Source organism: Azospirillum sp. SYSU D00513 (assembly GCF_017356015.1).
Classification (GTDB): Bacteria; Pseudomonadota; Alphaproteobacteria; order Azospirillales; family Azospirillaceae; genus Azospirillum.
Genome location: NZ_JAFIQV010000019.1, coordinates 103863 through 114348 on the forward strand (window position 1 = coordinate 103863; position 10486 = coordinate 114348).

A 10486-nucleotide genomic window follows, 5' to 3' on the forward strand; every position below is an offset into this window, starting at 1 on the left:
GGGCAGGGCGCCCGGCTTGACGGCCTCAGGCGAGCTGCCGCTTCAACGCGGTACGGGCGGCCTCATCAAGCACGGGAAGCCCGTCGCGTGCCTCCAGCACGAGGGCGCTGCTGTCCGAGAGCGTCCGCAGGGCGTATCCGACGACGGGGGGCGGGCCCTCGGCCAGCGGACGGTCGCCATAAAGCGGCGTGAAGCTGCATCCCCGCAGTGTCGCGCGCAACATCAATGCCTCGTCGGTCGCGGCATCGCCGGCGCTGGCGGGCGCGCCGAACAGCAGGCTCTCCGCCTCCTGATCGGTGACAAGCCCGCGTTCCAGCATGATCTCCACCATGGCGGCACTGGTCGTCACCGGAGTGGTGCGGCCCTTCCAGCAGAAGCGGCCGTCGTCCCAGCCGACATCCGGCGACCGGAACACCATGTGCGGGTCGGCGCCGCCCGGCGAGCCCGCGACGATGTAGTTGACCCGAAGCAGGCCGTTCCAGACGCCAGCGGGTGCTACGATGCAGGACAGGCCGCGCCGCGTGAGGCGCAGATAGGTGTCGTTGATGCCCGAAGGCTCGAAATCGAAGAGCATGCTTGCCTCACCCTCGTGCCGGATATCCGTCACCGGTGCTATTCAGGTGAGGCGCGTGGTCGGCGCCGCAACCCCGCAAAGAGACTACCCCCTCTTTGGGCAGGTCTCTTGCTCCGGCCAGCCGCGGCCGCTCCGGCGGCTGGCTCGCGCTACGGCCTTGCTTCGGAACCGCTTCCGGCGGGTGGCGGCCCTGCCGGCCGGGTGAGGATGAAGGCGGCAACCAGCGCCATCACGCAGCCAACCCCTGCGAGGACCAGCGTTCCGCTTCCCAAAAACAGAAGGACCGTCCAGCTGGACAGAAGCCCGGCCAGCGCTGCCGCCTTGGCCCGGCGCGGAATGGCGCCATGCACCTGCCAGTCCCGGATCAGCGGCCCGAACCGCGGGTCGGCATACAGCCGGTCGCGCAGGGCCGGACTGCTCCGGGTGAAGGCCCAGGCGGCCAGCAGCAGGAAGGGCGTCGTCGGCAGCAGCGGCAATGCCGCGCCGGCCGCGCCGAGCCCCAGGAACGCGTAGCCGAGCGCCAGGAAAAGACGGCGACGGACCGGCGGCACCGTTCCGACCGGCACCTCGGACCCTGTAGCGGCGTCCTGGTGGCCGTGGGCGTGATCCGGGGGGAGCTGTTCCATCAGTGCGCGGCCGTCAAAGCACGGCCACCAGCGCCGCGTAGCGCGCGGCTTTGCCCACCGTGACCAGCAGCAGGAACACCCGGAAGTCCACCCGCAGGATCCCCGCCACCAGGGTCAGCGGATCGCCGATGAAGGGCGCCCAGGCCAGCAGGAGCGACCACAGCCCGAACCGGTTGTACCAGCGGGTCGCGCGTTCCACCAGGGCAGGGCGGATGGGGAACCAGCGCCGGTCCTGGAAATGCATGAGGTAACGGCCGATCGCCCAGTTGCAGGCCGAGCCCAGCACGTTTCCCGCCGTCGCCACGAGGACCAGCGCCGCGACATCGTACTTGCCAGACGCGTGCATCCCGGCCAGCAGGATCTCCGACTGGGCCGGCAGGACCGTTGCGGCCAGCAGGGCCGTCAGGAACAGTCCGCCATAGGCGGCGATGTCCATCATGGAAAAGGCCGCCCGCGCCGATCCGGACCGGACGCGCCCTGCTGCGGATAAAAAGTCGCATAAGCATAATTATGGAAAACATCGTGAGGCGGGTAGGTGGTGGGCGAACGCTGCCGGGCCTTGGTCACAGGACCTCGCCCTCGAACCAGTGCCGGCCCTGGCGATCCTCGACCTCGATCACCCAGACGTCGGGGTCGTAGCGCGTCTGGCGCGCGATGTAGGCATCGGCGACCGACTCCTCGACCGGTTCGGGACCGGTGCCGCGCGACCAGGACAGCCGTTCCTTCTCGCGCACCTGGACCAGCACGGCGAAGCGTCCGTCCAGCCTGTTGATCTTCAGGATCACGGTGCCCCGGCCGGGTTCTCCCTTGCGCAGGACCATCATCGGCACGCCCTGGGAATCGGCGGCGCGGATGTGCGCCGTTACCCAGAGGCCCGTGGGAAGCCGCTCGTCCATTCCGTTCCTGCACCCGTCCGTCCTTGGCCGCATCTCACCTTGCAGAGCATCCGGAGGTCCGTGCCCGCGCATCGGGAAACGGCGCTCGCCTTGAATTGCTCCCCGATGTAGAGATGGGTCATGGCGACACTCCTGGACGCTCTCGACGCCGCCGTCAATCACCATGTGGCCGGCCGCCTCGGCGACGCGGAACGGCTGTACCGGCTCGTCCTGGCCGTGGAGCCGGGACAGCCCGACGCCCTGCATCTTCATGGCGTCCTGGAAGCCCAGCGCGGCCGGCCGGACGTCGCCGTGGCGCGGATCCGGCGCTCCCTCCGCCTCCATTCTTCGGCCGCCGCCTGCGCCCATCTCGGCGGCGCCCTGCGGAGCCTCGGCCGGATGGTGGAGGCCAGGCACGCCCTCCGCCGAGCGCTGGCACTGGACCCGACGCAGGCCGACGGGCTCGACACGCTCGGTACGGTGGACCATGCGGAGAATTGCTATGGGCCGGCGGTGGCGTGGCTGTCGCGCGCGGCGCTCCTGCGCGCCGGCCATGCCGCGACCCTCACCAATCTGGGCACGGTCCTCCGCGACCAGCGCCGCTTCGCGGAAGCCGAGGCGGTGCTGTCCTCCGTCCTGGCCCGCCACCCCACCGCCACCGCCACCGACGCCGGAATGGCGCTGGCGGTGAGCCGGCTGGTGCGGGGCGACCTGCGCGGCGGCTGGCGGCTGTTCGAATCCTGGCGCTGGAAGCGCTTCAATTCGGCGCCTTGGCTTGGCGAACCGCTGAAGGGCGAGACCATCCTGCTGCACGCCGAACAGGGATTCGGCGACACCATCCAGTTCGCGCGTTATGTCCCGCTCGTCGCACAGGCCGGTGGCCGGGTGGTGCTGGAGGTCCCTGCCCCGCTCTACCGCCTCCTGGGCGTGCTCCCCGGTGTGCAAACCGTCGTCCAGGGGCCGGAGCCGCCGCCGCACGACCGCCATTGCCCGCTGATAACCCTTCCCCTCGCCTTCGGAACGGACCTGGACGGCATTCCGGCGCCCAAGGCCTATCTCGCCGCCGACCCGTCCGACGTCCGGCGCGCCCGCGCCCGGTTCGATGGCGCCCCGTTCGACGCCGAGGCGGCCTCAGGCGACGCCAAGCCCCTGCGCGTCGGTCTGGTCTGGGCAGGCAATCCGAAGCACCGGAACGACCACAACCGCTCCATCGCGCCGGAGCGGCTGCGGCCGCTGTTCGCGGTGCCGGGGGTGCGCTTCTTCAGCCTCCAGGCCGGGCCCTCGCGTGCCGCCCTGCCCCGCCTGCCCGGCTCCGTCACCGATGTGATGGAAGGTGTTCGGGATTTCGCCGACACGGCCGGAATCCTCGCGCATCTCGACCTCGTCATCGCCGTGGACACGGCCGTCGTGCATCTCGCCGGAGCGTTGGGCGTGCCGGCCTGGCTTCTTCTTCCCTACGCGCCCGACTGGCGCTGGCTGCTCGACCGGCCGGACAGTCCCTGGTACCCGAGCCTGCGGCTGTTCCGTCAGCCACGCCCGGGCGACTGGGACACGGCGCTGGCGACCGTCGCCGCGGTCCTGCGTGGCGTCGCAGCCGGCAAGGGGCGCGCAAGGACGGCTGCCTTGCCGCCGGAGGAGCTTTCTTCCGTCCCGCCTCTCCCGCGCTAGGCCAAACTTTCCCGGTGGTCGGCAAATTCCGGAAGGCCAACACGGATTGAGCGGATAAAAACAAGAGATTCCAACATCTTGCGAAATGTCTCTCGGTTGGCATCCGGCTTGCTTGTAGGGGCGCAACGTTCTTTTGCCCTTCCCGTGGAGACCCCCGGCCATGAGCATCTTCGGTTCGATGACAACCGCCGTTCTCGGCCTGAACGCCCAGTCGAAAGCGCTTGGCCACATCTCGGACAACATCGCCAACGCCTCGACCACCGGCTACAAGCGGGTCAACACGGCCTTCGAAACGCTCGTGCTGCAGTCCAGCCAACGTCTGCACGCGCCCGGCGGCGTGGTCGCGCAGCCGGTCTTCATGAACAACATCCAGGGCAGCCTGACGCAGGTGCAGAGCCCGACCAACATCGCCATCCAGGGGCAGGGCTTCTTCAGCGTCACCAAGCTTGCGACCCAGGGCAACACCTCGGGCACGGTGCAGACCCAGACCGGCACGGTGGACGCCTCGGCGACCTTCTACACCCGCGCGGGCGATTTCGAGTTGGACAAGAGCCGGTACCTGGTGAACAGCGCCGGTTACGCGCTGAACGGCTGGGTGGTCGATCCGCTCACCAACGAACTGCGCCGGGACCAGGTCGCGCCGATCCAGGTGAACACGCTGATCGACAAGCCGGTCGCGACGAACCAGATCGACCTGTCGGCCAACCTGCCGGCGAACCCGGCGCCGGGCGTGAAGATCCCGACCTCCAGCATCCAGATCTTCGACACGCAGGGCAACCCGCGGACCATCAACTTCAACTGGCGCCAGCAGGGTGCCAGCGACTGGCGTCTGGCGATCGACACGCCGGGTTCGAGCGCCAAGCCGGTCGACGGGACCTTCCAGGGTTATCCCGCCACGATCGCCTTCGGCCAGAACATCCCCGGCGTGACGGCCGTCGCCCAGGTCAATACCGTGCGCATCTCGGGCCAGAACACCAGCGGTCAGGACAACCTGCGCGTCGGCGAGACCTACAGCGTCAATGTCGACGGCACGGTCTACAGCCTGAAGCTTACGAACGAAAACATCGCGTCCATCAACACCTTCTCAGGCTTGGCCGGCGCGCTGGCGAACCAGATCAACTCGGCGTCGCCCGCGGCCCCCGTCATGGCGACCGTGGCCGGCGACACCATCCGGCTGGTGGCGCGCAACGCCGGCACGCCTTTCAGGGTGAGCCAGAGCGTCCAGTCCGTCACCCCGACGAACAACACCGTGACCCCCGCGGTGACCACCCCGGCCAGCTCCACGGCGGGTGCGATCACCAAGATCACCTTCCCGCAGCCGCAGATCGACATCGGCGACGTGTTCCGGGTCCGCATCGACAACGGCACGCCCACGGACATCGCCGTGACCATCCGCGCCCAGACCTACGCGACCTACGGCAACACCACGGGCGTCGTCCAGGAGCTGGCGAACCGCATCAACGCGGCCGGCCTCGGCGTCACGGCTTCGGTGACCAACAACGTCCTGTCGATCCAGGACAACACGGCGGGCAGCGGGTTCACCCTGGTTTCCCACGACGTCGACAACTCCTCGCCGGCGGCGAACGCGATGACCGGCTCCTTCTCGGTCGCCAACGTCGCGGGCGTCCGCCAGCAGCGCACCGTTACGTTGACGGGAACGCCCGGCGACATCGGCACGCTGTACTCGCTCAGCATCAACGGCACGGCGGTGACCTACACCACCACCGGCGACGAAATGACGATGGAGGACATTTCGGCGGCGCTGGCGAACCGGATCAATTCGAACACCTCGCTGCCGGTGACCGCGACCGCACAGGGCGGCGTCATCACCATCATTTCAAAGACGGCGGCCTCGCCGTCCTACCCGAACACGATGACGCCCACCGCCGTCCCGGGCGAATTCACCTTCGACGGCTCGACGGTGGACGTCGGGGACACCTACACGGTGACGGCGAACGGCACCCCCTATGAGCTGCAGATCACGGCGGCCAACGCTGCCCTCTACGACACGCCCGCGAAGGTGTTGAACTACTTCGCCGCCGCGATCGGACCCGGCGCGTCGGTCGCCGGAAACACGCTGAATACCGGTGACGCTGCCGCGACCGCAACGGTGTCGGACGCGCCCATCCAGCAGTTCACGCTGGAGCAGCTGGCCGTCGCCGGCCAGACGCCGGCCCACATCGGCCTGACCTTCGGCAGGACGCCCGAAACCGTCGGCACGCTGACATCGATCTCCACGGCCCTGGTCGGCACCGGCACGGGCGTCAGCGGCGCCTCGCAGAGCGCCGGCCGGGACGCGACGGTGACCTTCACCGTCGATTACGGCTTCGGCCCGCAGCAGGTCACGCTCAACCTCGGCAAGTTCCAGCAACCGGGAGGGCTGACGCAGTTCGCCGGCGAAGAGATCAACATCACCCAGCTTGTCCAGGATGGTTCCCCGCGCGGGCAGTTCAAGGACGTCGTGTTCGGCGACAACGGCGCCGTTCTGGTCAATTACGACAACGGCCGCAGCAAGCTGGTTGCCCGCGTTCCGATTGTCACCTTCAACAACCCCAATGCCTTGGCAAGGGCGGCGGGCGGCGTGTTCCTGGAAACGGAGGATGCCGGCAAGCCGAACTTCAACGATCCGGAGACGAACGGTGCCGGCGCCGTGATCGCGAGCAGCATCGAGGGATCGAACGTCGACATCGCCGACGAGTTCACGAAGCTGATCGTCACGCAGCGCACCTACTCCGCCAACACGAAGATCGTGACGACCTCCGACGAAATGCTTCAGGAAGTTCTCGGCCTGAAACGCTGACGCGCTGACCGGAGAGGCGGCCAGGCGCCGCCTCTCCTCGCCTCTCCCGGCCTTCCATTCCACTTCCGGCCAAGGCGCCGGAGCCCCGTTCCGGTGGCGAAAGGTCCTCCATGTCTCTCTTCGGTGCTCTCGGAAGCGCGACCGCGGCGTTGCGCACCATCCAGGCCAACGTCAAGGTGGTCTCGGACAACGTCGCGCGGGCGGACGACCCGAACCGGACGCGGCACACGCTGTCCCAGATGGTGGACGGCAGCGGCTTCGTCCGGACCACGGAGTACCGCCGCGAGGTGGACAGCGCCCTGCTCGCCCAGGTGCAGGAGCTGAGCGCACGCGCCGGAACGGCGCAGACCCAGTCCGAGTACATGCAGAAGCTCGGCGACCTGATGCGCACGACCAACGGCAAGCCGCTGCTGAACAGCTATGCCGAGGAATTCGCCGCGGCCTGGAAGACACTGGAAGCCACGCCGGAAAACGAGGTCGCCGCCTACCAGCTCGTGGAGGCCGCCAACAACTTCTCCCGCGAGATCAACCGCGTCTCCGAGGGCACCGAGGATCTGGAGCGGGAGATGCGCGACGACCTCGGCACCTCGCTGGACAAGGTCAACAGCCTGCTGCGCGACATCGACCAGATCAACGACGGCATGGCGTCGCTCCAGGGGCAAGGGGCGGCTCCGAACGAGGTGGCCGACAAGCGGGACGGGCTGATCCGCGAACTCAGCGCCTACATCGACATCCGCACCGTGACGCGGCCGGACGGGCGCGTCGCCGTCTTCACGCCGTCGGGCTTGGCGCTGGCCGACGCGGACCCGGCAAAACTTACCTTCGACGGCGGCAATATCAACCTGGTGGTCGGCAACCAGAGCACCCCCGTCAACCAGCATTTCCAGGAGGGCAAGATCGGCGCCCTGCTGCGCATGCGCGCCGACGGCTCCAAGTCCGACCCGCCGACGGCGCCGAGCGCCGATCCTATGTCGGAGGTGATCCGCAAGCTGCGCTCGCAGCTGGACGGTCTGGCCGAGGCCTTCACCAGCGGCACCAAGGAAGGCCAGCCGACCAGCTTCCGGGACGCCTACGACAACGCCGAGCCGGTCGCCGCGGGCGAGCAGGCCAGCGGCTTCTTCGTCGGGAGCGACCGGTTCACCCTCGCCGTGAACCAGAAGCTCCTGAACAACGAGGTGAAGATCAAGGCTTCGGCCATCAAGGACGTGGTCGTCGCCATGAACAGCCCTGGCCGCAGCCTCGCGGCGGATGGCCTGAAGCTGGAGGACAAGACCTACGGCGGCATGGTCAGCGCGATCACCGGCACCTGGATGAACGCCGCCAGCAACGCCAAGAACAAGGCCGACCTGAACACCGAGTCCAAGCAGCTTCTGGAGGAGCGCTACCACAGCACCACCGGCGTCAACATCGACGAGGAGATCGCGATGTTGCAGCAGCTCCAGACCGCCTACGCCGCGTCGGCACGGGTCATGCAAGTGACCAACACGATGTTTGATGCGCTGGAAAGGATCGTCGGATGAGTTCGATCACGCAGGTCGGCAGCTACGCCAGCTATCTGAGCCTTGTCCGCAACCTGTCCAACGGGCAGCAGAAGGTCGACCAGCTTTCCCAGCAGCTGACGACGGGCGTGAAGTCGGTCGATCTCAACGGCTATGGCGCCGAGACTCAGAAGCTGCTGGAGCTGCGCGCGGAGATGGTCCAGCGCACGAGCTACGTCCAGACCATCGACACGGCGGCACCCCGCGTGAAGGCGACGGACGTCGTGCTCGAGCATTTGGAAAAGCTCGCCTCCGACTGGCAGAGCAACAACCTCATGCCCTTCCAGCCGGGCCCGCCGACCGTGAACACCCTCATCAACTCCAATCCGGAAGGGATGAAGGTCAAGGTCAACACGGAGCTGTCCAGCTTCACCCACAACGCCAAATACACCGTCAGCGCGGTGCCCTCGGACACCGGCCCCAACGGCACCTACGACATCACCCTGACGGACGGGCTGGGCGGGCGCACCATGCGCTCCATCAATCTCGCCACCGTTCCTCCAAGCGACGGCGGCGGCTACAACTTCGAGATTTCCGGCGGGATCGGCGACGGTGCCGTGGTGAACCTGGATTTCGAGAATCTCCAGGCCGCCGCGAGCAGTTCGTTCGAGATCACATGGCCGCAGGCCAACGAGACGCGCGAGCGCGCCGAGGGCGCCCTGCGCGACATCCAGCAGATGCTGAACGAACGGTTCGGCGACCGCTATCTGTTCGGCGGATCACGTTACGCCACCGAGCCGGTCGGCGACCTGCTGGCGAACCGGCAGACCTCCAAGGTGACCTTCAACGGTTCCGGGGGCCAAGTTCATGACGTCTTCGAGGTGACGGTCGGGGACCGCCGGTTCATGGTGGGGCTCACGGACGGCGTCCTCCCCTTGGTCACGCCGCCGAACATCGATCCGAGCAGACCTGACGTCGAACCTGGCGATATCCAGTGGATCAACAGCGACAGCCTGACCGATGTGGCCAACGCGCTGAAGGATCAGATGCAGAAGGCGGACCCCGCCCTTCCCCTGATCGCCAGCGCCGCGAACGGCATCATCACGCTGGTCGGCAACAACCCCGGCGACAGCTTCAATGTGTCGGCCCGTGTGCAGAACAGCGCTACGATCGAGAATTCCTTCGATCCGGTCACCTCGACCGGTGCGGTGGCGGGTGGTTCGCAGACGGACAGCTTCACGGTCAATGGCGGGGGCGTCGACATCGGCGATACCTTCGAATTCACGGTCACCATCGGCGATCCGGATGACGTCAACAATCAGAAATACTACAACGAGAACCCGGACGCCCCGCACGACCTGCCCACCTTCCAGGAGTTCAAGGTCAGCTACACGGTGACGCCCGACGATTACCAGAGCGGCGCCGTGACGACCGTGGACCATGTGGCGGACAAGCTGCGCGGGGTCTTCGACAATCTGAGCCCGAAGCCGCCGGTGACCATCAACCCCGCCGGAAGCGGTGCCGGCATCACACTGACCAGCGATGGCGTCCTGCCGACGGAACACGCGAACCTGGGCAAGCTGTTCTCGACCTCGGTCAAGATGACCAACGGATCGCTGGACAACACGGTGACCGTGGCGACCCTGCCGCCGGAGGCGGTGATGATCAAGGACATCCCCAAGGCCTCGCCGCCGGACCTTCCCTTCTACGACACGGAGTACCTGACCAAGCGCCAGGATCCGAAGGCCTGGGAAAAGGCCAAGGCGACGGTCGACGACGGCTTTTCGGTGACCTACGGGGTCGTCAGCACCGATCCGGCCTTCCAGACCCTGATCAACGCGTTCCGCGCGGCGCGCGCGGCGGCCTCCAATCCCGGCAAGTACGAGGAATACGTCTCCCAGTCGCGCGAACTGATGTCCCAGGCCAAGGACCAGCTTCGCTCCGTCCATGCGAAGCTGTCGTCGGACGCCGCAACGCTGGAGCAGAAGAAGACCTTTCACAAGGACTCCATGGCGACGGTGACCGAACGCATCGCCGGCGTCGAGGGCATCGACCAGACGGAGGTCGCGACCCGGCTCAGCAACTCCATGAACGCGCTCGAGGCCGCCTACACGGTCGCCGGCCGGACCCAGAAGCTGTCCCTTCTGAACTATCTGGCCTGAACCATCCTCTCTGAACCTTTCGACCTGACGTGGTCCGGCTCCGGTCGGCCACGCGGGCGGTGCCAGCCGGAGAGAGGCAAGCTGCGGAAATCGGGATAGGGGGCGATCCTAGTGGATCGCACCCCTCCCACACCACCCGGCATGCGGGTCCGCACCGGGCGGTTCGAAGGATTGAGGTCATGCGAGTCTGGGCAGCCCGAGTTGGTCGGCCCACTTGATCGTGAGGACGGCGTTGAGGAGCATCCCGCTGTTGCGCCACCAGCGGCGGCCGTTGGCCGCGACCTGCTGGGCAATGGCGGGCGT

8 protein-coding genes are annotated in these 10486 nt (G+C 67.4%); 4 read left to right on the plus strand and 4 right to left on the minus strand.

Annotated elements, in window-relative coordinates; all coding sequences use genetic code 11:
- Positions 1–25 precede the first annotated feature (25 nt).
- The 4 genes from JUB11_RS15855 to JUB11_RS15870 all read right to left on the minus strand — a co-directional run bounded on the left by JUB11_RS15855 (position 26) and on the right by JUB11_RS15870 (position 2096).
- Positions 26–574: a hypothetical protein gene (locus tag JUB11_RS15855; protein ID WP_207459526.1), complete on the minus strand. Its 549-nt coding sequence runs from the start codon at positions 572–574 to the stop codon at positions 26–28.
- A gap of 149 nt (positions 575–723) precedes the next feature.
- The gene (locus JUB11_RS15860) at positions 724–1200 is read right to left on the minus strand and encodes a YbaN family protein (RefSeq protein WP_207459527.1); all 477 of its coding nucleotides are present in this window, start codon (positions 1198–1200) and stop codon (positions 724–726) included.
- Between the two features lie 13 nt (positions 1201–1213).
- Complete coding sequence (locus tag JUB11_RS15865; protein ID WP_207459528.1) at positions 1214–1639, minus strand: YqaA family protein; 426 nt, start codon at positions 1637–1639, stop codon at positions 1214–1216.
- A gap of 124 nt (positions 1640–1763) precedes the next feature.
- Positions 1764–2096, minus strand: coding sequence for a DUF1491 family protein (locus JUB11_RS15870; RefSeq protein ID WP_207459529.1), 333 nt, complete (start codon positions 2094–2096; stop codon positions 1764–1766).
- 120 nt (positions 2097–2216) lie between these two features.
- On the opposite strand from JUB11_RS15870, the gene JUB11_RS15875 reads away from it, so the two are divergent.
- From JUB11_RS15875 to JUB11_RS15890, 4 genes are all read left to right on the plus strand, one after another.
- Positions 2217–3743 (plus strand): tetratricopeptide repeat protein, encoded by a 1527-nt coding sequence (locus JUB11_RS15875; protein WP_207459530.1) that lies wholly within the window; start codon positions 2217–2219, stop codon positions 3741–3743.
- A 160-nt stretch (positions 3744–3903) separates the two neighbouring features.
- Positions 3904–6543, plus strand: a complete 2640-nt coding sequence (locus tag JUB11_RS15880; RefSeq protein WP_207459531.1) for a flagellar hook-basal body complex protein — start codon at positions 3904–3906, stop codon at positions 6541–6543.
- 110 nt (positions 6544–6653) lie between these two features.
- Positions 6654–8063: a flagellar hook-associated protein FlgK gene (flgK, locus tag JUB11_RS15885; protein ID WP_207459532.1), complete on the plus strand. Its 1410-nt coding sequence runs from the start codon at positions 6654–6656 to the stop codon at positions 8061–8063.
- A complete protein-coding gene (locus JUB11_RS15890) occupies positions 8060–10183 on the plus strand; it encodes a hypothetical protein (protein ID WP_207459533.1) in 2124 nt (707 codons plus the stop codon). The genes flgK and JUB11_RS15890 overlap by 4 nt, the downstream gene beginning before the upstream one ends.
- The last annotated feature ends 303 nt before the right edge of the window (positions 10184–10486 follow it).

What these genes read in the sequence shown, in the direction of transcription:
- JUB11_RS15875 (WP_207459530.1), top strand. Translation starts at nt 2,217, where the DNA reads ATGGCGACACTCCTGGACGCTCTCGACGCCGCCGTCAATCACCATGTG.
- JUB11_RS15880 (WP_207459531.1), top strand. Translation starts at nt 3,904, where the DNA reads ATGAGCATCTTCGGTTCGATGACAACCGCCGTTCTCGGCCTGAACGCC.
- JUB11_RS15855 (WP_207459526.1), bottom strand. Translation starts at nt 574, where the DNA reads ATGCTCTTCGATTTCGAGCCTTCGGGCATCAACGACACCTATCTGCGC.
- JUB11_RS15865 (WP_207459528.1), bottom strand. Translation starts at nt 1,639, where the DNA reads ATGATGGACATCGCCGCCTATGGCGGACTGTTCCTGACGGCCCTGCTG.
- JUB11_RS15870 (WP_207459529.1), bottom strand. Translation starts at nt 2,096, where the DNA reads ATGGACGAGCGGCTTCCCACGGGCCTCTGGGTAACGGCGCACATCCGC.
- JUB11_RS15860 (WP_207459527.1), bottom strand. Translation starts at nt 1,200, where the DNA reads ATGGAACAGCTCCCCCCGGATCACGCCCACGGCCACCAGGACGCCGCT.
- flgK (WP_207459532.1), top strand. Translation starts at nt 6,654, where the DNA reads ATGTCTCTCTTCGGTGCTCTCGGAAGCGCGACCGCGGCGTTGCGCACC.
- JUB11_RS15890 (WP_207459533.1), top strand. Translation starts at nt 8,060, where the DNA reads ATGAGTTCGATCACGCAGGTCGGCAGCTACGCCAGCTATCTGAGCCTT.